Raw genomic sequence first — 22,925 nt, forward strand, 5'->3', positions numbered from 1 at the left:
GAAGGATTCCAGCATGCACAGCATCAAAGTCTGCGGCCTGGCCGCTTTCGCCCTCCTGAGCACCTGTTCGCTCAGTGTTCTGGCCGATGAAAACACCGCATTGCAAGACGGTCACGAATACATGTTGACCACCAATTACCCGAACAACCTGCACGTGATCGACCTGTCCACGGACACCTTGTACAAGACCTGCAAGATGCCCGACGCCTTCGGTCCCGGCACCGTGCAACTGTCGCCGGACCGCAAGACCGCCTATGTGCTGAACAACCACTATGCGGATGTCTACGGCGTCGAACTGGACAGCTGCAAGCAGGTGTTCCACGCCAGCATCACCCAGAAGCCGGGGGAGAAAGCGCGGTCGATGTTCGCCTTTACCCTCAGCCACGACGGCAAGGAACTGTTCACCGTCGCCAACCCGACGTTGATGCTCAACGACCGCTACGAAGTGCAGCAGCCGCGGCTCGACGTGTACAAGACTGACGCCGGCATGGACGCCAAACCGGTGCGCAGCTTCCCGGCGCCGCGACAGCTGACCATCATGCAGAGCGGTGACGACGGCACGCTGTACGTGGCGGGGGCGGATGTCTACAAGGTCAACGTGCAGACCGGAAAATTCGACGTGCTGATCCCGAGCCGCCACTGGAAGCGCCCGAACTACAGCGCCCCGGACGTGCTCTACGTGTGGAACCAGCAGACCTATCGCCATGACTTCTCGCTGCTCTACACCGCCGCGAAATTCAAGGACAAGAAACAGGACCCGGCCACTGCCGAATACCTGTATGGCCTGTTCAGCATTGACCTGAAAACCGGCAAGACCGAAACCACCGACTTCGGTCCCCTGACGGAAATCTATTTCAGCGGCATGCGCTCACCCAAGGACCCGAACCTGATGTTTGGCGTGCTTAACCGCCTGGCCAAGTACGACATCAAGCAGAAGAAACTGCTCCAGTCCGCCACCCTGGATCATTCCTACTACTGCATTTCCTTCAACAAGGACGGCAGCAAGATCTACCTGGCCGGGACCTTCAACGACGTGGCGATCTTCGATGCCGACAGCCTGAAGCAGATCGGCAGCATCAAGATGCCAGGTGGGGATATGGCGATTACCACGGCGCAGGTGTTTGTGCGGTAATCACGGCGCCTGAGCTGCCTTCGCTGGCAAGTCAGCTCCTGCAAGGATTTCGGTGGATCACACATTTGTGTACGCCGCTGAACCCTGTAGGAGCGAGCTTGCTCGCGATGGGGCCCCCACAAACACAGCAATAATAGGCAGAATCAAATCCCCGGCACCGGACACCCCAAATCCCCTTCCTGACACTTCAGATACGTCTTGAACGTCTCGATCCGCGCCTTGGTCAATTGCGTGATGCAGTTGCCGTAGACCAGCGGATAGACACTCCCGCCTTCCACCCCTGACGCCGAAAACTTGCACTCGGCATCCCTGAACGCAATCCACGAACGCTGTGCGCCCACCAACAGTTTCTTGCTGTCGGGATTGGCCTTCAGTCGAGCGGTGATTTGCTGGTAGAGCGCATTCAGCTCCTTGTCAGCCGCGGCGTGCTGTTGCGACGCGCACTGGTTCATCGTCGCCTGGTCGGAGGCGTTGTCGCAGTCCACGGCATGGGCCATGGGGGTCAACATCAAGGGTGCCAGCGCCAGAAGAAAGCGTGGATGCATGTCAGAAGCTCGCTATGACAGGGAAAAGAGCGGTGCAGTTTGGCGCAGTGCAATCTCCAGCCCTCTACGTCTGCCATTCAGGGTGTTTTTTCACCGCGTCACAGGCAAGCCAGGGCACGTCGTGGGACGTCCAGATGTGCGCCTGAGGCGTCATTTCCGGATCGTCATCCAGTGTGGCGACACGAACGATCACGTGGGGCTGGGCCAAACGTTCCGCCATCAAATGCGAGCCGCAGACTGAACAGAAATGCCGCCACTTACCCGGTGAGGACTCATGGCTGCTCAGCCGATCCTGGCCCTTGATCCAGCGAAAATGCTCGCGCATCACTCCGGCAGTCGACGCAAAAGCCGCCGCGTGTGCCTTGCGGCAGGTATGGCAGTGACAATGGCTGATGGGCATGTCGAGGCTGTCGACTTCGTATTGGATGGCTTTGCACAGGCAGCTTCCCTGCAGTTTGTTCATGGTGCCTCCCGGTGGCATGGCTGGATTCTGCGTTGTGGCGGGCAACGTTAGCAGGTTTGATCGACGCCAACCGCCACCGTCAAAGCAGAACTTATCGCCACGAATACAGCCGAATACTTCGGGCAACGTTGATCGCCACACAACTTTAGGGTTGGACAAGTGGTCTTACAGGCCTACTGTTGTTCAGTACAGGAGGTGACTTATGAACCCAGCATCAGATCGCATCGAAAGGAAGATCCTGCTCAAGGCGCCGCGTTCACAGGTCTGGCGCGTCATAGCCCATGCCGAGCAATTCGGGAAATGGTTTGGCGTGGCGCTGGACGGAAGGCGTTTTGTCGCCGGCGAGTGGACCCAGGGGCAGGTGACGTACCCGGGTTATGAACATGTGTTGTGGAATGTGTTGGTCGAACGGGTCGAGCCGGAGCGGCTGTTTTCGTTTCGCTGGCATCCATACGCCGTGGAGCCGGGCTTCGATTACTCCCAGGAGCCCACCACACTGGTGAAATTCGAGCTCGAAGACATGGAAAACGGCACGTTGCTGAAGGTCTCCGAGTCGGGATTCGACCACATTCCCCAAACTCGCCGACTCAAGGCGTTCCGCATGGACAGTCGTGGTTGGGATGAGCAAATGAGCAACATCGAGCAGTTTCTTATCGCCAAGGCTCACGAACGCCAGGTGGAGTGATGGCACCCGGATAGCTGCAAGTCAGCCACTGGTCGCGTCACTCGCGGCCTCCGAGCTCGATGTCCGACGTCTCTCAGGGATTTCGGAAGGGCGGCTATAGCGAATGTCCTACAAGTGTTAGTAGATATGTCCTCTATCGCAGATTGGATCCCATGCGTATTCTGGCCCCATCCACTGAAGCACAGGGAGTGCTCAGGATCATGGATGATCGGCCTGCATGGAATGCTGACGACAGGGAGTCGTAATGGTCTTGGAAGAACCCGCCTCGGCGGGTTTTTTTATGAGCGCAAGAAAAGTACTGGCTGCGGGGACCCGGTTCCCGCAGCCATTTCTGTCAGCGTCGATCCAGTTTCGCCGCAGCACGTTCGGTGATTTCTGCGCGCAGCTTCAATGAACCGGCAGCGCGTTTGCGGGCTTCTTCCAATACGCTGGCGGGCGCCGTTTCCGGACTGCCTGCGGCGAACGGCGGCGCCGGGGCGTATTCGAGCTGCAATTGCACCAGTTCGGCGGTGTCCTTATCGAACAACTCCGCCGCCAGGGTCAGGGCGAAATCGATGCCGGCGGTGATTCCACCACCGGTCAGCAAATTGCCGTCGCGCACCACCCGGTCTTTCACCGCAATCGCCCCCAGCGGTGCCAACAGTTCGTGATAGGCCCAGTGGGTGGTCGCACGCTTGCCCTTGAGCAGGCCCGCCGCACCGAGTACCAGCGAACCGGTGCAGACCGAGGTGACATACCGCGCGTTGGCAGCCTGGGTCCTGATGAAATCCAGGGTCTGCTCATCCTCCATTAATGGCCCGACGCCACTGCCGCCCGGAATGCAGATCACATCCAGCGCGGGGCAGTCGTCAAAGGTGACGGTCGGTTTCAACATCAGACCGGTGCTGGCGGTGATCGGCATCAGGTCCTTCCAGATCAAATGCACCTTCACATCCGGCAGCGAGGCCAGCACGTCGTAAGGGCCGGTCAGGTCGAGTTGCTGAACCTGTGGAAACAACAGAAAACCGATCTGCAAGGTCATGGTGTATTTCTCATGAAGTGGGTGGACGGCTTCACTGTAGGCTCGTAGGATTTGGCGCATACGCCAATTACCCCACGAATTACGCCAATCATGCCCAAGACCATTCATGTGCTCGCCTTCACCAACGTGCAATTGCTGGACGTCACCGGGCCGTTGCAGGTCTTTGCTTCGGCCAACGACATCGCCCGTCAGCAAGGCTTGCCGCCGCCCTATGCGCCGACGGTGATCGCCAGCGGCGGCGGGGCGGTGATGTCGTCGGCGGGGTTGGCCTTGCTGGCCGAACCGTTGCCGGAGCAGGGCAGCGACACCTTGATCATCGCCGGCGGCTGGGGCGTTTATGCGGCGGCTGAAGATCTGCCGCTGGTGGCGTGGGTGCGCGAGCATGCAGCGGGGTGTCGGCGGGTTTCATCCGTATGCACCGGGGCGTTTTTGCTCGCGGCCAGTGGCTGGCTCGATGGGCGGCGTGTGGTGACGCACTGGACCCGTTGCGAGCAGCTGGCGCAGCAGCATCCGCAATTGCAGGTCGAACCCAATCCGATTTTCATCAACGACGGTCCGGTCTGGACCTCGGCCGGGGTCACCGCCGGCATCGACCTGGCGCTGGCCATGGTCGAGCAAGACCTCGGCCGTGGCATGGCCCTGGAAGTTGCCCGGCAACTGGTGGTGTTCCTCAAGCGGCCCGGTGGTCAGTCGCAATTCAGCGTGACCCTGTCCTTGCAAAAAGAAGGCAACCGGTTCGACGAGCTTCACGCCTGGATCAGCGAAAACCTGACCAAGGACCTCGGCATTCCGACCCTGGCCCAGCAGGCCGGCATGAGCGAACGCAGCTTCGTGCGCCATTACCGCGCCGACACCGGCCAGACCCCGGCACGGGCCATCGAGCAGATCCGCGTCGAGACCGCGCGACGGCTGCTCAGCGACACCGGCGTGCCGATCAAACGGGTCGCCGTGCAATGCGGGTTCGGCAGCGAGGAAACCCTGCGACGCAGCTTTCTGCGCGCCATGGGCGTGACACCACAAGCCTATCGTGAGCGGTTTTCCGTCAATGCCGGGACAGATCCAGTGCTGCCTTGAACGGGTTGCTGGCGTTGCCACTGTAGTCAGCCCGTTCAAGGCTGCCACACACTCTTTTCCCCACTCAACTTCCGATCCAGAAAACACGCCGCGCTGATCAACGCCAGGTGCGTCAGCGCTTGCGGCGTGTTGCCCATGTGCCGCGCCTGGCTGTCGAATTCTTCCGCGTACAGCCCCAGCGGGTTGGCGTAGCGCAGCAGCTGTTCGAATTCCAGATGGGCCTTTTCCACGCGGCCCGCCCGGGCCAGGCATTCGACGTACCAGAACGAGCACGCGGCGAAGGCGCCCTCGGTGCCGGGCAGGCCGTCGATGGGGTTGTCGTCATTGTGATAGCGATAAACCATGCCGTCGCGCACCAGGTTCTTTTCGATGGCATCGAGGGTGGCCAGCCAGCGTGGGTCCTTGGCGCTGACGAAACGCACCAATGGCATCAGCAGCATCGAGCCGTCGAGGGCGGTGCTGCCGATGTGCTGGACGAAATGCCCGCGTTCCTCGTGCCAGAAATTTTCCCAGATATCGGAATAGATGGCCTGCCGCGTCTGGTCCCAACGGGCGAACGGGGCGGGCAGGGAGCGTTTCGAGGCGAGGCGGATCGCCCGGTCCAGCGCCACCCAGCACATCAGGCGCGAATGCAGGAAATGATGCTGCTCGCCGCGCATTTCCCAGATGCCGACATCGCCCTGCTGCCAGGTTTCGCAGACCTGATCGACCACTTCTACCGTGTGCTTCCACCCTTCGTGGGAAATGGCTTCGCCGTACTTGTTGACCAGGTACACCGCGTCCATCAGCTCGCCGAAGATATCCAGTTGCACCTGCGCATACGCCAGATTGCCGATGCGCACCGGAGTTGCACCACCATGGCCGGACAGGTGGGTGAGTTCGATTTCCGGCAGTTCCTGACGGCCGTCGATGCCATACAGGATATTGAGTTTCATCGCGTGGCCCCGGCAGTCACTGACCCGCCCACGCAACCAGCGCATGTAGGCGTTGGCCTCGTCGACGAAACCCAGGCGCATGAAGGCGTAAACGGTGAACGAGGCGTCGCGGATCCAGGTGTAGCGATAGTCCCAGTTGCGTTCGCCGCCAACGCTTTCCGGCAGGCCGAAGGTCGCGGCGGCGAGGATGGCGCCGTGTTTGCGCGAGGTGAGCAGCTTCATCGCCAGTGCCGAGCGATTGACCATTTCCCGCCAGCGACCGCGATAGCTGGACTGCCTGATCCAGTCGCGCCAGAACTTCAGGGTGCGCTCAAGACACAGATCGGCGGCGCCCTCCCTGAAGCGCGGATCGTCGATGGCGCCGAGCAGAAACTCGGCGGTCTGATCCTGTTCGAGGGTGAATTCGGTGACCGCCACGTTGCCGTCGATCCTTAGCGGTTGGTCCGTGGACAGCCGCAGTGACGGTTGATCGGCGGCGCTGAAAATCACGTCTTTGCCGTCCAGTCGTGCGAGGGTCTTGGCGCGGGCGTAGTCATGGCGTACGGCGCAGCGCAGGCGAAACGTCACCCGGCCACTGACCACCCGCACCCGACGCATCAGCATCGGCAAGTCATCTTCGGTGTCGCCGATGGGCAGCAGATCGGTGATTTCAACAACAGCGCGGTCACTGAGCCAACGGGTTTGCAACACGTTGGTGTCTGGCAGGTAAATCTGCTCGCGACGCGCATCGGGCAAATCCGGGGAGAGCTGGAAAATGCCGGCCTCGGGGGTGTCCAGCAGCGAACAGAAAATCGACGGACTGTCGAACTCCGGCCAGCAGAAAAAATCCACGCTGCCCTTGTCGTTGACCAGCGCGGCGCTGCGCATGTCACCGATGATGCCGTGGGCGTCGATGGGGCTTTGTCGTTCCGGGTGATGATCAGGCATAACCGTGAAACTCCGGGAGTTGAGCTCCTATGCAACTGACTGGCCCGAACGCCCTGGAGTTCATTCGATGGGAAAGCAGGGTGTCTGTGGCCTTCACATTCAAGCAACAAATTGCTGCTTCCCCCTCAATCCGCCGTTGTGGCAACTTGCAGGCCCCTATCGAGGCCGGACCCCATGGCGAACCCCTACCGCGAACTGTTCAACGCCCCTGGCAGTCGTGCCTTCGTGCTCGCGGGGATGATCGCGCGCATGCCGATTTCCATGACCGGCATCGGTCTGATCACCATGCTCTCGCAGTTGCAGGGCGGCTATGGGTTGGCCGGGGCAGTGGCGGCGACTTTTGCCCTGGCCACGGCGTTTTGTGCGCCGCAGGTGTCGCGGCTGGTGGACCGTTTTGGCCAGCGGCGGATCTTGCCGGTGTCGGCGTTGGTCGGGGGCGGGGCGCTGTTGATGGTGTTGCTCTGCACCCGCTTGCAGGCGCCGCACTGGACGCTGTTCGTGTTCGCCGCGCTGGCCGGTTGCATGCCGAGCATGTCGGCCATGGTGCGGGCGCGCTGGACCGAGGTCTATCGCGGTCAGCCGCAACTGCAAACGGCCTATGCCCTGGAATCGGTGCTGGACGAAGTCTGCTTCATTGTCGGGCCGCCCTTGTCGGTCGGGCTGTGCGTGGTGGCGTTCCCCGAGGCCGGGCCCTTGGCAGCGGCACTGATGCTGGCGATCGGCGTGACCGCGTTTGTGTTGCAACGCGACACCGAGCCCGCGCTGCATCCCCATGAAGAACATCACCAGGGGTCGATCATCCGTTCAACGGACATTCAGTTGCTGATGCTGTTGATGGTCGCCATGGGCACCATCGTCGGCGTGGTGGATGTGGTCAGCGTGGCCTTCGCCCAGCAACAGGGGCAACCGGCGGCGGCGAGCGTCGTGTTGTCGGTGTATGCCATTGGTTCGTGCCTGGCCGGGCTGGCGTTCGGCGCATTGCGCTCGAGCGTGCCGCTGCCGCGCTTGTTCCTGTACGGCGGCGTGGCGACGGCGGTGACCACCTTGCCGCTGCTGTTGGCGGTGAACATTCTCGGGCTGTCGCTGGCGGTGTTCGTCGCCGGGCTGTTTTTTGCGCCGACGCTGATTGTCGCCATGGCCCTGGTGGAGCAAATCGTGCCGCCGGCCAAACTCACCGAAGGCCTGACCTGGCTGGTCACCGGGTTAAGCATCGGCGTGGCAATCGGCGCCGCCAGTTCGGGGTGGCTGGTGGATGCCTTCGGGGCGCGCAGCGGATTCTGGGTGGCGATTGCGGCGGGGATGGTGGTACTGGGGTCGGCGGTGCAAAGCCACCGTCATTTGAAAGGATGATTCACCCGTGGGAGCTGGCTGGCGATGGCAGCATCGCAGACGGCAAAAAATGCCCGCCTCTCACAAGGCGGGCATTTTTCATTTCGGTTCACCCGCTCAGAAGTTGTACTTCGCGGTCAGTTGCAGGTTGCGCGGTTCGCCGTCGAACGTGGTGCCGAAGTTGCCCAGGCCTGTCAGGTAGCGCTTGTCGAACACGTTGTTGGCGTTGACGGTGAAGCTCAGGTGGTCGTCGTACTGATAGCGGGTCATCAGGTCCACCAGGGTGTAGCCGCCTTGTTTGAGGGAAGTGGCGCCTTCGGTAGGGCTGGAGCTCTGGCCGTAGAACGCGCTCTGCCAGCTGATGCCGCCGCCGACGGTGACCTGGTCCAGTACGCCGGGCAGGCGATAGGTGGTGAAGGTGCGCACGACGTGTTCCGGTTTGGTGGTGGCCAGCGGAAAGCCGTAGATGCGCTGTTCGTCCTTGTCGCGGGTACGGGCGTAGGTGTAGCCGGCCGAGACGTTCCAGCCTTCGGCCAGTTCGCCGGCCAGTTCCAGTTCGACACCCTTGGTGGTCGCGCCGGAGGTCGGCTTGTAGATGTCCTGGCCGGTGTTCGTGTCGGTGATGACGTATTGGGCGACGTTGTCCTGCTCGATGCGGAACAGGGCCAGGCTGGCGTTGAGTCGGCCATCGAGGTAGGCCGCTTTCAGACCGGTTTCATAGCTGTCGCCTTCGACCGGGTCCAGGGTCTTGCCGCTGGCGTCTTTGTTGATTTGTGGCTGATAGATGTTGGTGTAACTGGCATAGACCGAGTGGGTGTCGTTGAGGTCGTAGACCACACCGGCATAAGGCGTGACGACCCCGTGTTCCTTATAGCCGGCATGGGTGTCGGCTTGACCGGCGTCAGCGTTGTAGCGGTAATCCTCGTTGTATTTGAAGGTACTCAGGCGGCCGCCGAGGATGAACGACAGGTCGTCGGTCGGGCGCAGGCGCGTGGCCAGGTAAATGCCGTTCTGGCTCTGGGTGCGCTCGTATTTGCCGTTTTTCGGGAAGTCCTGATAAGCCAGGTCGCCGTTCCAGTCATAGATGCTGCCAGGGACCAGTTCGAAGGCGCTGGTGTCGTAGGTCGCGCCGGTCTGACGGGAGTGGGAGGTCATGAAACCTGCCACCAGTTCATGCTCACGACCGCCCAATGTAAACGGGCCGGTCACATTGACGTCTGCGGTGTTCTGCACCCGATGACCTTCCCAGCGGCCCCAGTAAAGGAACATGCCTTCACCGGTGGCGCGGTCCGGGCTGCCGCCGCTGGCCGAGGCCAGGCGGGTGTCGTGGTCGGTGGTTTTCTGGTCGAGGCTGAGCTTGAGTTTCCAGTCGTTGGCCAGTGCCTGTTCCAGGGCGGCGAAGTAGGTGGTGCTGTCGAAATCCCGACGGCTCCAGTCGGCACCCGGGTTGAAACTGCGCGGGAAGTCGGTACGGCCGCCATCGGCAAAGTACACCGCGTTGCCGGTCCAGGAGCTGCCGCGCGGGGTGGCACTGGACTTGTCGACGCCGAAGGTCAGCAGGGTGTCGTCGCTCAGGTCGGCTTCGAGGATGCCGTAGAACAGGTCTTTTTTCTGGCTGTAGTGGTCGATGTACGAATCCTTGTCCTGATAGGCGCCGACAAAGCGACCGCGCACGTTACCGGAGTCGGTCAACGAACCGGAGATGTCGCCTTCGGTCCGATAGTTGTCCCAGGAACCGGCGGTGGCGCTGATCGACGCCTTGAAGTCCTTGGTCGGCTTCTTGCGTACCAGGTTAACGGTGGCCGACGGGTCGCCCGCGCCGGTCATCAGGCCGGTCGAGCCCTTGATGACTTCGACCCGATCCAGGCTGGCGGCGTCGTCGCTGTTGTTCGGGTTTTCACCGTAGACGCCGTCGTAAGGGATGTTGACGCCGTCGTACTGAAAGTTGGTGATGGCAAAGCCGCGAGCGGAGAACTCGGTACGGTCACTGTCGTACTTTTGCGCCGAGACCCCCGGGGTATTGCGCAGCACATCACCGACGCTCTTTGCACCCTGATCGTCCATTTGCTGGCGGGTGATCACGGTGACCGTCTGTGGGGTTTCCCGAATGGTCAGCGGCAGCTTGGTGGCGGTGGTGGTCGCGCCGGTGGTGTAGGAGCCGGTGTCTTCGGTGACCAGCCCCAGGGCCTGGCCGGAAATGGTGGTCGCGCCCAGTTGCAGGCTGGAGGCACCGCCGGACGTCAGCGTGACGCTGTTGCCATTGATCTGGAACGAAATACCGCTGCCCTTGAGCATTTCGGCCAATGCCGTGGAAGGCTCCAGCGACCCGGACACCGCGCGGGATTTGAGGCCGGCCACTTGATCGGGGCTGTACAGGATCTGCAGGTTGGTCTGCATGCCCAGTTCCGTCAGGGCACTGGACAGTGGTTGCACGGCAATACTGACTTTTACCGGTTGCGCATTGGCCATCGAGCTCCCCAGCAAGGTCGCGGTCAGCAGAATGCCGGTCAGCAGGGTTCGATGCAGGGTCGGGCGCTGAACGGCCAGCGCGAGAGGTGTGCGGCGTGAAAGGGATCGCATTACGTGCCTGTGCTCCTGAAAAGGGTCGTGCGGAGTTTTTGTTAATGGGAATTATTATTAAGACGGGGCTTGGGCGCGAAACCGGAAAAGAAATTTCAGAATGATGAATGGCCGAGGTTTTTAGGTTCAGGCGGGGCGAAAAACAACCTGTAGGAGCGAGCCTGCTCGCGATGGACGTCTGGGCGCCGCGTATCGTCAGGTTGTCTCGCGTAATCGTTGACGTTTTTCGCGAGCAGGCTCGTGCCTACAGAAAGCGATGCGTGGGGCCACGACTATTTCCGAGCAGGGCAAAGCATTACTTTAAATCTATATGAGAATTACTATAAATTACGCACCTCAAATTGCCACTATCGTGCCACTGTCTGCTTCAGTGTCCGATCAAGTCGCTCAAGGACAGAAACCGCACCCGTGCGGACGGGAGTCATGTTGGAAAACTACTATCGCGAGCTGGTGTGTTTCTTGAACGCCAAGCTCGGCAACCGTCAGGTGGCCGAAGATGTGGTGCATGACGCTTACCTGCGTGTCCTGGAACGCTCCAGTGACACGCCGATCGAGCAGCCGCGGGCGTTTCTCTATCGCACCGCGCTGAACCTGGTGATCGATAATCATCGGCGCAATGCCTTGCGCCAGGTCGAATCGCTGGAAGTGCTGGACAGCGAAGAACGCTATGTCAGTCCTTCGCCCCTCAACAGCCTCGACCATGGCCAGCGCATCGACATGCTCCAGCGCGCATTGGCCGAACTGCCACAGCTGTGCCGCGAGAGTTTCCTGCTGCGCAAGATCGAAGGACTGACACACCCGCAGATCGCCGAGCACCTGGGTATTTCCAAGGCCATGGTCGAAAAGCACATCGTTAATGCGATGAAGCACTGCCGGGTGCGCATGCGGCAATGGGATGCGCATTGATCGGCCCGTTGCCCCGTCCGTTTCATAAAAACACCTTGCAGCCGCTGCGCAACAAGGCCCTTAAAAGCGCTGCAACGCTTGTAAACTGAACCCTTCCTGAAGAACCCCACGATTCCCCCTGCAAGATTCTGTAACAGGTTTACTCTCCAAAAACCGGGGCGTAAGCTTCGCGCGTTTTCATCAATAGCGGAGACCCACAGTGGGTACTTGTTCGAGTGACAGTAGTCGGCCGGTTTCGATAACCGGCACCTTCCCGGCAAGATAACGCGCATTTTTTTATGCCGTTGTCTCGCCGTAAAGCGAGCAGCGGCATCCCGATTCCCGCCGGCCCAGGCTGGATTCCCGACGTCCTCTCATCGACGCTGAACCGTGCGTGATGTTCGACTTTGTGTCGTCATCGCGGCGCATCGACACGCCTGCTCGACGGTTTCCTGGCCGACCCTGGGGGAACTGCCATGAACCTGACCCTGCTCAAGGAATTCTTTGCCGGATTCCTGCGCACCCGCCACATTGCCCGGCACTTCCGTCGCCTGGCGCTGCTGGAAAATTTCACCGACACCACGGTCAGCCGTGAGGTCCCGCCCACCCTGGCACAAACCCTGGTCAACGCCGCGATCAGCGATACCGGCCACTTGCTGGAGAGCCTCGGCAGCCACACCGACGGTCTGAGCGAACTCGAAGCCGAAGCCGTGCGTGAGCAGGTCGGCCTCAACGAAGTCGAACACGAACAACCGCTGCCATGGTGGGTTCACCTGTGGCACTGCTACAAAAACCCGTTCAACCTGCTGCTGACCCTGCTGGCGGTGATCTCCTGGCTGACCGAAGACATGAAGGCCGCCACCGTGATTTTTTCGATGGTGGTGCTCTCGACCTTGCTGCGCTTCTGGCAGGAAACCAAATCCAACCAGGCCGCCGACGCCCTCAAGGCCATGGTGAGCAACACCGCCACTGTGCTGCGGCGGGATCTGGAGGACCACGGTGCCCAGCGCATCGAGCTGCCGATCAAGCAACTGGTGCCAGGCGATCTGATCGTGCTCTCGGCGGGTGACATGATTCCCGCCGATTGCCGGGTGCTGAGCGCCAAGGACTTGTTCGTCAGCCAGGCGGCCATGACCGGTGAATCGATGCCGGTGGAGAAGTTTCCACGCCAACAGGACAACGACACCTGCAACCCGCTGGACCTGGACAACATTCTGTTCATGGGCACCAACGTGGTGTCGGGCACGGCCATGGCGGTGATCCTGACCACGGGCAACAGCACGTATTTCGGCGCACTGGCGCAGCGGGTCGGCGCCACCGACCGGGCACCGACCTCGTTCCAGACCGGGGTCAACAAAGTCAGCTGGCTGCTGATCCGCTTCATGTTCGTGATGGCGCCGCTGGTGTTGTTCATCAACGGCTTCACCAAGGGCGACTGGACCGAAGCGCTGTTGTTCGCCCTGTCGATTGCCGTGGGCCTGACCCCGGAAATGCTGCCGATGATCGTCACCTCGACCCTGGCCAAGGGCGCGGTGTTCCTGTCGCGCAAGAAAGTCATCGTCAAACGCCTCGACGCCATCCAGAACTTCGGTGCCATGGACGTGCTGTGCACCGACAAGACCGGCACCCTGACCCAGGACAAAATCTTCCTGGCGCGCAATGTCGATGTCTGGGGCAACGATTCCGACGATGTGCTGGAAATGGCGTACCTGAACAGCTACTACCAGACCGGTCTGAAAAATCTGCTGGATGTGGCGGTGCTTGAACACGTGGAAATCCACCGCGAACTGAAAGTCGGCACGGCGTTTCGCAAGGTTGACGAGATCCCGTTCGATTTCAATCGCCGGCGCATGTCGGTGGTGGTGGCCGAGCGTGACCAGCCACACTTGCTGATCTGTAAAGGGGCGGTCGAAGAGGTGCTGGCGGTCTGCTCGCGGGTGCGCCATGGCGAGATTGACGAAGCGCTGAGCGAGGAACTGCTGGCGCGGATTCGCCAAGTGACCGCGACCTTCAACGCTGAAGGGCTGCGGGTGGTTGCCGTGGCCGCGCGGCCGATGGTTGAAGGGCGTGACGCCTACAGCCTGGCGGATGAACGGGACCTGACGCTGATCGGCTACGTCGCCTTCCTCGACCCGCCGAAAGAAAGTACCGCGCCCGCGCTCAAGGCGTTGGCCGCCCACGGTGTGGCGGTGAAAGTGCTGACCGGCGACAACGAACTGGTCACCGCGAAGATCTGCCGTGAAGTCGGCCTGGAGCAACAAGGCCTGCTCATGGGCAATGACGTTGAGCGCATGAGCGACGCGGAACTGGCGGTGGCGGTGGAGCACACCAATGTGTTCGCCAAACTCACGCCATCGCACAAGGAGCGCATCGTCCGTCTGCTCAAGGGCAACGGCCATGTGGTCGGCTTCATGGGCGACGGCATCAACGATGCGCCGGCCCTGCGCACCGCCGACATCGGGATTTCGGTGGACAGTGCCGTGGACATCGCCAAGGAGGCGGCGGACATCATCCTCCTGGAAAAGAGCCTGATGGTGCTGGAGGAGGGCGTACTGGAAGGTCGGCGGACCTTCGCCAACATGCTCAAGTACATCAAGATGACGGCCAGTTCGAACTTCGGCAACGTGTTCTCGGTGCTGGTGGCCAGTGCATTCATTCCGTTCCTGCCGATGTTGCCGATGCACCTGCTGGTGCAGAACCTGCTCTACGACATCTCGCAGATTGCCATTCCGTTCGATAACGTCGACGCGGACATGCTGAAAAAACCACAGCGCTGGCAACCCGCCGACGTCGGGCGGTTCATGCTGTTTTTCGGGCCGATCAGCTCGATCTTCGACATCACCACCTTTGCGTTGATGTGGTACGTGTTCGACGCGAACACCCCGGACCACCAAACCCTGTTCCAGTCGGGCTGGTTCGTGGTCGGGCTGCTGACCCAGACGCTGATCGTGCACATGATCCGCACACCGAAGATCCCGTTCCTGCAAAGCCGCGCGGCGATGCCGTTGATGGTGATGACTGCGGTCATCATGGCGGTGGGCATTTTCCTGCCGATGGGACCTCTGGCGCACTACTTCAAACTGCAGGCGCTGCCATCGCTGTACTTTGTATTCCTGCCGGTGATTCTGCTGGCGTACATGGGCCTGACCCAGGCGGTGAAGGGGTTCTACATCCGGCGATTCGGCTGGCAATAAGGCTGTCAACCGCAGGCGCCGGGCAAGCCCGGTGCCTGCGGGAGAACGCGCCGCCAACGGGGTACGGGATTTAGGAAAAGTCCTACAGAAAGCTCGACAGGTCTTCCGTAGCCTTGCGCCCTCACTCATCTGACACCTTTCTGGGGGCGCACGTTGTCGAACAAGTCCTTACGCATCCTGATCGCTGACGAGCAACACTTCAATCGGCTGAGAATCGAGCGCTGGTTCAACCAACTCAGTTACTTTCGGATAGCGCCAGTGCAAAATCTCGACGAGTTGCTGAGCCTGGTGGAATACGGTGGCGAGCCCTTCGACCTGTTGGTCATCAATGCCGCGCTGCCGGGCGGGAAGCTGGATCTGTTGGATTACTGCCTCGACAACCGACAGTTGGATCGCGTGTTGATCTACGACGGCCAGCAGGCGCAACTGCCACCTGTCCCAGCCTGCGAGCGGCAGAAAATTCAGGTCAGCCATGCCTCGCTGCCGGATCCGGGGACGATCCAGCGCCTGATGGCGATCATCGATCCACGCCTGCCGTTTGTCGGCACTGTCATTTCTGTCAGGTAGTTTGCAGAGGCTTTTCATGCAACAGTCTATGCGCAGCTACTGCGTCCAATTCGAGCTTTGCTCATGGGTAATCAGTGCCTAATCGTCGTGTTGTTGCACAGGGAGTAGCCATGAAGTCAGTGCTGATAGTGGACGATCACCCGGTGATTCGCGGCGCACTCAAAATCGTACTCAAGCAAGAGGGGTACAAACGCATTTACGAAGCGGCCAGCGGTAACGAAGTGCTGCCGATGATCCGTAAGCACCGACCGGAACTGGTGGTATTGGACCTGAACATTCCGTCCCTCGACGGGCTGGATGTGCTGGCCAGGATCAAGGGCGGTGAGGTGCCTTGCCGGATCGTGGTGTTCACGTCCCAGGAGCCGGAGTTTTTCCAGGACCGGTGCATGCGTGCAGGGGCCTCTGCCTTCGTCGCCAAGACCAATGACCTGCAGCATTTGCATAAAGCCGTGCACGCGGTGATGTCCGGTTACACCTATTTCACCCGCTTACCCTCCAGTTCAGTGTCGTTGAGCACACTGCAACGCAGCGAGAAACAGATGATCGCCAATCTGTCGGACCGTGAGCTGTCGATCTTCCAGCACCTGGCCAGGGGGATGAGTAACAAGGCCATCGCCGAAATCATGCATTTGAGCCACAAGACCGTCAGCACCTATAAAACCCGTTTGACGGACAAGCTCAACGTCGATTCACCGGTGCACCTGCGCGATCTTGCCCGGCGCAATCACCTGATCTGAATGAACATTTTTCGACGCCCGCGCGACCTGAGCATCCTTTTGCTACTGGGACTTTGCCTATGGGCATCGAGTGCCTGCGCGCAGCCGCAAACGTTGACCTTGCTCGGGCGCTCAAGCGTGGAGGGCCACGGCATCAAGCTGTCCGCGGCCGATTCGCGCTGGCTGCAGCAAAAGGGGCGGCTGGTGCTGGCCGTCTCGGCTCCGGATTATCCGCCCTTCGACATCACCACCACCGGCCATGCGCTGGAAGGGGTGACGGCGGACTATGCCGGTGTGCTCCAACAACTGTTGCAGGTGCAGATCGACGTTCAGCGCTACGAGTCCCGGGAGGAAGCGGTCCGGGCGCTCAAGGAGGGGCATGCGGACCTGTTGGGCACGGCCAATGGTTATGAGGCTCAGGACCCGCAGTTACAGATGTCCAGTGCCTATGCCGTCGATCAACCGGTGCTGGTGACCCAGACCGATGCGCCTCGGATAACGGACCCGACGCTGGCCGGCAAGCGACTGGCGATGCTGTACCACTATTTGCCCGAACACAGCGTGCAGCAGTTCTACCCCGACGCGAACGTTCAGCTCTATCCCTCGACGCTGGCGGCAGTGGGTGCCGTGGCCTTCGGTCAGGCGGATGCGTATCTGGGCGATGCGATCAGCGCCCATTACCTGATCAGCAAGAACTACCTCAACAATGTGCAGTTGGCCGACTTTTCGCGCATGGAGTCCGGCCGTTTCGCTTTTGCGATGACCCGCGACAACCGTCCGTTACTGGGCATCGTCAACCAGGCGTTGGCCGTGATTGCCACCAATGAGCAGATGAACATTTTGCGGCGCTGGGGGGCGGGGGGGGTGTCCATGCCGGGCACTCAGTCTCTGCAATTGAGCGCGGCCGAGCAGCGTTGGCTCGACCGGCACCCGCGTGTGAATGTGGCGATCAATGCGAACATCCCGCCGATCACGTTCACTGACAGCGAGGGCCGGTTTCGTGGCATCGGTGTCGATGTCCTGGCGAAAATCGGCCTGCGCACCGGCATGCAGTTCGACATTCACGTCATGCATTCGGTGAGCGAAATGTTAGAGGGCATCAAGAGCGGCCAGATCGACATGCTGGCCGGGATCGGCCTCAGTTCTCGACGGGAAGAGGCGCTGCTCTTTACCCGGCCATTCCTGACCAGTCCTTCGGTGCTGGTGACACGGGTAGCACCGGGTAGCCCCAAAACCCTGGATGAGATGGCCGGAAAAACCCTCGCGCTGACCCAGGGCAACATCGCCAGCGAGTACATTCGGGAGCACTTCCCGTTGATCCGTTGTGTGGATGCGCCCTTGTCGGCGCAGGCCATGGAAATGGTCGCCCAGGGCAAGGCCGATGGCAGCATCAACTCCTTGATCGGCGCCCGTTACCAGATTTCCCGGCAATATCGCGATCGTCTGCAAGTGACCAGCACGGTGGGCACCGACCCTGCTCGCAGCACCCTGGCCACCAGTCGCGAAGCCACCGAGTTGCATTCGATCCTGGACAAGGCGCTGCTGAGTATCCCCCCTGAAGAAATCGACGAGATGATACTGCCCTGGCGCAATGACCTGATGGTCGAGCAGAGCTATTGGCTGCGGCATCGGCAGACCATTTTCCAGGCGTTCGCCGCCGCTGGCGTCTTGCTCTTGATCGCTTTGGCAGGGATCGTCTGGCAGCGTCGGCAGATCCGGCAGCGTCAACAATTGCTGGCGCAACTGCAGGACGCCAAGGACGCCGCGGACGACGCCAACCGGGCCAAGACCACGTTTCTGGCGACCATGAGCCATGAAATCCGCACGCCGATGAACGCCCTGATCGGCATGCTCGAACTGGCGCTGAAACGGGCGGATGAAGGCGTCACCGACCGTTCGGCCATCGAAGTGGCATCCAATGCCGGCCAACAATTGCTGGCATTGATCGGTGACATTCTGGACATCGCCCGTATCGAGTCCGGGCATCTGTCGCTGACGCCGGAGCGCACCCGCTTGCAGGCGTTGGTGCTGTCGGTGTGTCGGATCTTCGAAGGCCTGGCGCGGCAGAAAAACCTGCAATGGCGGGTTGAGCTCGACCCACAGAGCGACTGTGATGTGCTGATCGATCCCACGCGTTTCAAGCAAGTGCTGTCCAATCTGTTGAGTAATGCGATCAAGTTCACCCCTCAAGGCGAGGTCAGTCTGAAACTGCGGGTGGATCCGCTGTCATCGCAGCGTCTGGCGGTCAGTGTGCAAGTGCAGGACAGCGGTATCGGCATCAGCGCCTTCGATCAGCAGCGCTTGTTCAGTCCCTTCGTGCAGGCCGGCAATGGTCAGCAATCGGGTCGGCAGGGTTCCGGGCTGGGACTGGTGATCAGCCGCACCTTGTGCGAAATGATGGGCGGCCGCTTGCAGCTCGAAAGCACCCTCGGGGGCGGTACCCGTGTCGACATCAACCTTGAACTGGTCGCCCTGCAACCGCTGCCCGCCAGCGCGCTGGAGGAGCGCGCCGTGCAGGCACCGACACGACCGCTGACGATATTGGTGGTCGACGATTACCCGGCCAATCGCCTGTTGCTCTCGCGGCAGTTGAGCTGGCTGGGGCACCAGGTGCTGGAGGCCGAGGATGGCCAGCAAGGTCTTGAGCAGTGGAGCGAGTACGAATTCGACCTGGTCATCACCGACTGCAACATGCCGGTGGTCAGTGGTTATGAGTTGGCGGGGGCGATTCGCGACGAGGAGCGGTGCCAGGGATTGTCGCCGACGGTGATCCTGGGGTTAACGGCCAATGCGCAACCCGAGGAGAAAATTCGCTGTATCGAGGCGGGGATGGACGATTGCCTGTTCAAGCCGATTCGGCTGGAGGAACTGAGCGCCTGGTTGGCCGCAAGGTTTTTGAGCGAGCCGGCCGCGCCGGTCAAAGCGCCTTCACCCGGCGAGATCGACTTGAGCGGGCTGGAACGCTACGTGGGCGCCGATCATGAGCTGCTTACCCAGTTGTTGCACGATCTGGCGGTGACCAATCGCGATGATCGTGAACGCCTGCTGCAGGAGCATGCCAGCGGCAATCACCATGGCTTGCAGGAACTGGCGCACCGGATCAAGGGCGGAGCGTTGATGGTCCGGGCCATGAATCTGGTCGAGTGCTGCGAACAGCTGGAGCGTGCGTGTGGCGAGGACAACGCGTCACTGATCGACGTCGCCGTCGATCAGCTGCAGCAAGCCATGAGGCGCCTGGAACAAGGCCTTGAGCAGGGCTGACGCTTAGTCCCAGTGTGGCGCGATGCCTTTGGGGCTGGTCAGGCGATGGCCGCGATCCAGACTGGCGATCAAGGCCATGTCGGCATCGCTCAACTTCAGTTCGCAAGCCTTCAGGTTGCTTTCAAGGTTGGCGCGTTTCGTCGACGAAGGAATCACCGCGTAACCCGATTGCATGGCCCAGGCCAGGGTGACCTGTGCCGGAGTCGCCTGCAGGCGTTCGGCAATTTGCCGGATAATCGGATCCTTGAGCACTTCGCCGTAAGCCAGGGTCATGTACGAGGTGATCTGGATGCCCTGGCGCTGCGCGAACTCGACCACTTTGCGGTTTTGCAGATAGGGGTGCAGTTCGATCTGGTTAGTAGCGATGTGCTCGGCGCCGATGGCGGCGATGGCTTGTTTCATCAGGTCGATGGTGAAGTTCGATACCCCGATCTGCCGGGTCAGGCCCAGTTGCCTGGCTTCGAGCAAGGCGCCCATGAATTCCTCCACCGGTACCTGATCTTCCGGCGACGGCCAGTGGATGAGCGTCAGGTCCAGGTAGTCGGTGCGCAGTTTGCGCAGGCTGTCCTTGAGACTGTCGATGAGGCGCTCCCTGGCGAAGTTGGCCACCCAGATCTTGCTGGTGATGAACAGTTCTTCACGGGCAATGCCACTGGCGGCGATGGCCTGGCCGACCTCGGCTTCGTTCTCGTAGATTTGCGCGGTGTCGATGACCCGGTAGCCCAGTTCGAGGCCGGTGCGCACCGAATCGATGACCACCTGGCCTTGCAAGCGAAAAGTACCCAGGCCGAATGCGGGAATAGACATGAAAGACTCCAGAGGTTGCAGTGGGAATGGGCGCGAGTATCCGTATTCGCTTCCCTGGGAAAAACCGCTGCAATGGCAAAGCAATGTTTACCGGAAATCATCAATCGGACAGTCTGCTGTAGCGCGAGGACTGATCTGGCGGCGTGGGCGTCAGCTGAGTAGTCATCGTTCCGCTAGTAGAACGATCAAGCTGTTTTTCACCGTCTAGCGCTTCATTGGCGATGTTTTTAAGCTATGTCCATGGTTTCACTCACCTCTTCAGGAGACACCATGAAAAACATCATCGGTATCTACACCAGCCCGCATATGCACTGGGTCGGCGACGGTTTTCCGGTCCGTACGCTGTTTTCCTACGACAACCTGGCCAAACACATCAGCCCGTTTCTGCTGCTGGATCACGCGGGGCCGGCTGAATTCACCCCGACCACCGAGCGACGTGGCGTGGGTCAGCACCCGCACCGGGGTTTCGAAACCGTGACCATCGTCTACAAGGGCGAACTGGAACACCGCGATTCCACCGGCAGTGGCGGCAAGATCGGCGCCGGCGATGTGCAATGGATGACCGCAGCTTCCGGCATTCTCCACGAAGAGTTCCATTCCGAAGGTTTTGCCAAAAGCGGCGGCACCCTGGAGATGGTGCAGTTGTGGGTCAACCTGCCGGCCAGGGACAAAATGGCCGACCCCGGTTACCAGACCCTTCTTGACGCTGATATCCCAAGCATCGCCCTGAAGAACAACGCGGGCCGTCTGCGCTTGATTGCCGGTGAGTTCGATGGGCAAACAGGCCCGGCGCGCACCTTTACGCCGATCGACGTTTGGGACCTGCGTCTCAATGGCGGCCAGGCGCTCACGCTTGACCTGCATGAAGGTCGTAACACGGCGTTGGTGATCTTGCGCGGCACGGTTCAGGTCAATGGTCTGGAGTCGGTGGGCGAAGGCCAGTTGGTCCTGTTCGAGCGCCAGGGCGACCAGCTCAGCCTGCAAGCGAGTGCCGATGCAGTGGTGCTGTTGCTCAGCGGTGAGCCGATTGACGAGCCGATCGTTGGTCACGGTCCGTTCGTGATGAACACCGAACAGGAGATCCACCAGGCTTTCGCCGACTTCCAGTCCGGCCGCTTCGGTCGCATGCACGGTTGACGCGAAGACCCGCGACATCGCGCTGAGCATGGGCACGTACATCCGGCAACCCCCATAACCTGTGGCAACGGGCAAGCACGCTGCTGCAGGTTTGTGCACGTCAGGCTCCAGCTAAATCAATTGCTCCTACACTGTGGCCAATGCGATCTTGCGTTCATTGTTCCGGGCTGGAGTTGCTTGATGTTGTCTTTTCTTACCGAACATCCGCTGATTTGCGCCATGGCGCTGGTGTTGATCGATCTCGGGCTGTGGCGTTTGGTCAGTGCCAATCGCAATGGCTGGAAGCTGTTGGTGCGGGTCGTGATTTTTTCATTGTTCAGTCTTCTGCTGTTCAACGAAGGCTTGAATCCGATGGAGCCGGCGCCGTGGGCCGACAATGTGCCGTTGCATCTGGCGGCGACAGGGTTGCAGATCGGTTGGTGGCTGTTCGGTGCGCGCACCCTGACCGTGTTGATTGGCGCGGCGATGATGCAACGGGTCGGGCATACCGGGCGACTGTTGCAGGACCTGCTCGGCGCGGTGATTTTCCTGGTCGCGGTCATCGCGGCCCTGGCGTATGTGCTTGATCTGCCGGTCAAGGGCGTCCTGGCCACATCCGGCGCGCTGGCGATCATTGTCGGCCTGGCCTTGCAGAGCACCCTCAGCGACGTGTTTTCCGGGATCGTCCTCAACACCACCAAACCCTATCAACTGGATGACTGGATCTCCATCGACGGCACCGAAGGCCGGGTCATCGACATCGATTGGCGCGCCACGCGCCTGCAGACGTCCCTGGGCAGCATGGCGGTGATTCCCAATTCGCTGGCGGCCAAGGCCAAGATCATCAACTTCAGTCGGCCCAGCGACATTTTCGGCATTTCGATCAGTTTGCAGGTGAGCCCCCATGTCCGGCCGAACAAGGTGATCGATGCCCTTGAGCGGGCGATGCAGGGCTGTCGCATGCTGTTGAACAAGCCGGCGCCGAAAGTGGCGTTGAAAAGCGCCAGCAGTGCCGGTGTCGAATACGAAATCAGCGGGTTTGTCGCCTCGATGAACGAGCAGCGCGAGGTACGCAATCAACTCTACGATCTGGCGTACCGGCATTTGCAGGCGTCCGGGGTCAACCTGTTGTCGAGCGAGGAACCCATCGCATCGACCAACCATTCACGGCCACGGGCGCTGCTCGACAGTTCACCGATCTTCTCTACCTTGCGTCAGGAAGAGAAAGAAACCTTCAGCCAGAACATGAGCCTGCAAACCTTTCGTGCCGGCGAGACGATATTGGCGGCGGGGGAGGTCAGTGATCATTTGTTCATCATTGAATCCGGGGTGGTGACGGTCACCTTGAGCCGCCACGGTACGCCTTTCGAATCCGGGCGCATGGGACCGGGCGAAGTGATCGGCGAGGCGGGCATCCTGGAAGACAGTTCGGTGCCCGCCGCGTTTGCGGCGAAAACCCCGTGCGCGCTTTACCGCATCGAGAAGGAGTACCTCAAACCTTGTCTGGATGCCCGTCACGACATCAACGATGCGATGAAAAACCTGCTGGATTTCCGTTTGCACAAAGCGCAGACACTGACTCAGGACGTGCCGCAGGTTGTGCAGAAAACGGGTTTTTTGCATTGGTTGCGTAATCGGGTATGAAGGGTCGTTGCAGGATTCGTGGGGGAGGTTGACCTTTCTTCTGG

The 22,925-nt window shown here is 60.7% G+C and carries 17 protein-coding genes; 11 read left to right on the forward strand and 6 right to left on the reverse strand.

Annotated elements, in window-relative coordinates; genetic code table 11:
* Positions 1-13 precede the first annotated feature (13 nt).
* Entirely contained in the window at positions 14-1,132 is a 1,119-nt protein-coding gene (peaD, locus tag AC1Q6D_RS17595; RefSeq protein ID WP_103405871.1) for a quinohemoprotein amine dehydrogenase subunit beta, read from the forward strand.
* A gap of 143 nt (positions 1,133-1,275) precedes the next feature.
* On the opposite strand, the gene AC1Q6D_RS17600 is transcribed toward peaD, so the two are convergent.
* The gene (locus tag AC1Q6D_RS17600; protein ID WP_103405870.1) at positions 1,276-1,677 is read right to left on the reverse strand and encodes a lysozyme inhibitor LprI family protein; all 402 of its coding nucleotides are present in this window, start codon (positions 1,675-1,677) and stop codon (positions 1,276-1,278) included.
* A gap of 64 nt (positions 1,678-1,741) precedes the next feature.
* On the reverse strand, positions 1,742-2,140 hold the full coding sequence (locus tag AC1Q6D_RS17605) for a GFA family protein (protein WP_103405869.1): 399 nt from the start codon (positions 2,138-2,140) through the stop codon (positions 1,742-1,744).
* Positions 2,141-2,342: 202 nt separating this feature from the next.
* Here AC1Q6D_RS17605 and AC1Q6D_RS17610 point away from each other — a divergent pair, with 202 nt between their 5' ends.
* Positions 2,343-2,825: an SRPBCC family protein gene (locus AC1Q6D_RS17610; RefSeq protein ID WP_103405868.1), complete on the forward strand. Its 483-nt coding sequence runs from the start codon at positions 2,343-2,345 to the stop codon at positions 2,823-2,825.
* Between the two features lie 334 nt (positions 2,826-3,159).
* Here AC1Q6D_RS17610 and inhA read toward each other — a convergent pair whose 3' ends face one another.
* Positions 3,160-3,846 (reverse strand): isonitrile hydratase, encoded by a 687-nt coding sequence (gene inhA / locus AC1Q6D_RS17615; protein WP_047527351.1) that lies wholly within the window; start codon positions 3,844-3,846, stop codon positions 3,160-3,162.
* A gap of 90 nt (positions 3,847-3,936) precedes the next feature.
* Between inhA and AC1Q6D_RS17620 the strand changes: the two genes are divergently transcribed.
* Positions 3,937-4,920, forward strand: coding sequence for a GlxA family transcriptional regulator (locus AC1Q6D_RS17620; RefSeq protein ID WP_090468199.1), 984 nt, complete (start codon positions 3,937-3,939; stop codon positions 4,918-4,920).
* 35 nt (positions 4,921-4,955) lie between these two features.
* Here the strand turns inward: AC1Q6D_RS17620 and AC1Q6D_RS17625 are convergent, their stop codons facing one another.
* The gene (locus AC1Q6D_RS17625) at positions 4,956-6,782 is read right to left on the reverse strand and encodes a glycoside hydrolase family 15 protein (RefSeq protein ID WP_103405867.1); all 1,827 of its coding nucleotides are present in this window, start codon (positions 6,780-6,782) and stop codon (positions 4,956-4,958) included.
* A gap of 174 nt (positions 6,783-6,956) precedes the next feature.
* On the opposite strand from AC1Q6D_RS17625, the gene AC1Q6D_RS17630 reads away from it, so the two are divergent.
* Complete coding sequence (locus AC1Q6D_RS17630) at positions 6,957-8,132, forward strand: MFS transporter (protein ID WP_103405866.1); 1,176 nt, start codon at positions 6,957-6,959, stop codon at positions 8,130-8,132.
* A gap of 96 nt (positions 8,133-8,228) precedes the next feature.
* On the opposite strand, the gene AC1Q6D_RS17635 is transcribed toward AC1Q6D_RS17630, so the two are convergent.
* Positions 8,229-10,691, reverse strand: a complete 2,463-nt coding sequence (locus AC1Q6D_RS17635) for a TonB-dependent siderophore receptor (RefSeq protein WP_103405865.1) — start codon at positions 10,689-10,691, stop codon at positions 8,229-8,231.
* A 423-nt stretch (positions 10,692-11,114) separates the two neighbouring features.
* Between AC1Q6D_RS17635 and AC1Q6D_RS17640 the strand changes: the two genes are divergently transcribed.
* The 5 genes from AC1Q6D_RS17640 to AC1Q6D_RS17660 all read left to right on the forward strand — a co-directional run bounded on the left by AC1Q6D_RS17640 (position 11,115) and on the right by AC1Q6D_RS17660 (position 19,314).
* Positions 11,115-11,597 (forward strand): sigma-70 family RNA polymerase sigma factor, encoded by a 483-nt coding sequence (locus AC1Q6D_RS17640; RefSeq protein ID WP_103405864.1) that lies wholly within the window; start codon positions 11,115-11,117, stop codon positions 11,595-11,597.
* A 455-nt stretch (positions 11,598-12,052) separates the two neighbouring features.
* Entirely contained in the window at positions 12,053-14,770 is a 2,718-nt protein-coding gene (gene mgtA / locus AC1Q6D_RS17645) for a magnesium-translocating P-type ATPase (protein ID WP_090468206.1), read from the forward strand.
* A 153-nt stretch (positions 14,771-14,923) separates the two neighbouring features.
* Positions 14,924-15,337 carry a chemotaxis protein CheY gene (locus tag AC1Q6D_RS17650; RefSeq protein ID WP_103405863.1) on the forward strand — a complete coding sequence of 138 codons (414 nt, stop codon included), beginning with the start codon at positions 14,924-14,926 and terminating at the stop codon, positions 15,335-15,337.
* 110 nt (positions 15,338-15,447) lie between these two features.
* Entirely contained in the window at positions 15,448-16,074 is a 627-nt protein-coding gene (locus AC1Q6D_RS17655; protein WP_103405862.1) for a response regulator transcription factor, read from the forward strand.
* Positions 16,075-19,314 carry a transporter substrate-binding domain-containing protein gene (locus tag AC1Q6D_RS17660; protein ID WP_103405861.1) on the forward strand — a complete coding sequence of 1,080 codons (3,240 nt, stop codon included), beginning with the start codon at positions 16,075-16,077 and terminating at the stop codon, positions 19,312-19,314. It begins immediately after the preceding gene.
* 3 nt (positions 19,315-19,317) lie between these two features.
* Here AC1Q6D_RS17660 and dkgB read toward each other — a convergent pair whose 3' ends face one another.
* On the reverse strand, positions 19,318-20,121 hold the full coding sequence (dkgB, locus tag AC1Q6D_RS17665; RefSeq protein ID WP_103405860.1) for a 2,5-didehydrogluconate reductase DkgB: 804 nt from the start codon (positions 20,119-20,121) through the stop codon (positions 19,318-19,320).
* Positions 20,122-20,391: 270 nt separating this feature from the next.
* On the opposite strand from dkgB, the gene AC1Q6D_RS17670 reads away from it, so the two are divergent.
* Positions 20,392-21,258 (forward strand): pirin family protein, encoded by an 867-nt coding sequence (locus AC1Q6D_RS17670; RefSeq protein ID WP_103405859.1) that lies wholly within the window; start codon positions 20,392-20,394, stop codon positions 21,256-21,258.
* Between the two features lie 180 nt (positions 21,259-21,438).
* Entirely contained in the window at positions 21,439-22,881 is a 1,443-nt protein-coding gene (locus AC1Q6D_RS17675; protein ID WP_207291519.1) for a mechanosensitive ion channel domain-containing protein, read from the forward strand.
* The last annotated feature ends 44 nt before the right edge of the window (positions 22,882-22,925 follow it).

The organism is Pseudomonas sp. MT92 (assembly GCF_058792515.1).